This is a genomic window from Aromatoleum evansii, from assembly GCF_012910805.1.
Taxonomy (GTDB): Bacteria; Pseudomonadota; Gammaproteobacteria; order Burkholderiales; family Rhodocyclaceae; genus Aromatoleum; species Aromatoleum evansii.
On sequence record NZ_WTVK01000273.1, the window covers coordinates 1 to 406 of the forward strand.

Consider the following 406-nt stretch of genomic DNA (forward strand, 5'->3'; position numbering starts at 1 on the left):
GTCGTTCCGCCTGCTGTTCGAGAACAACCCGATGCCGATGTGGGTGTTCGACGCCGGCACGATGGAATTCCTCAGCGTCAACGACGCCGCCGTTCAGCACTACGGGTACAGCCGCGAGCGATTTCTCGGCATGACGCTGCGCGAGATCTGGCCGGAGGACGAGCGGGGCGTGCACAGCGCCGCCTTGCGCGAGATCGGCGACGTCTATCAATCGAGCCGCGACTGGCGCCACATCAGGGCCGACGGCACCGAGATCCATGTACTGACGTTCGGACGCAAGGTGGCGTTCGAGGGCCGCGACGGCTACCTGGTCGCGGTGGTCGACATCACCGAACGCCGTGCCGCCGAAGCACGGATCGCGCACATGGCGCACCATGACGGTCTCACCAACCTGCCGAACCGGGAC

General features: G+C 66.0%; 1 protein-coding gene. It reads left to right on the forward strand.

Annotated elements, in window-relative coordinates:
• A partial coding sequence (locus GO615_RS28280) for a PAS domain S-box protein (RefSeq protein WP_169133111.1) occupies positions 1–406 on the forward strand: 406 nt, incomplete at both ends.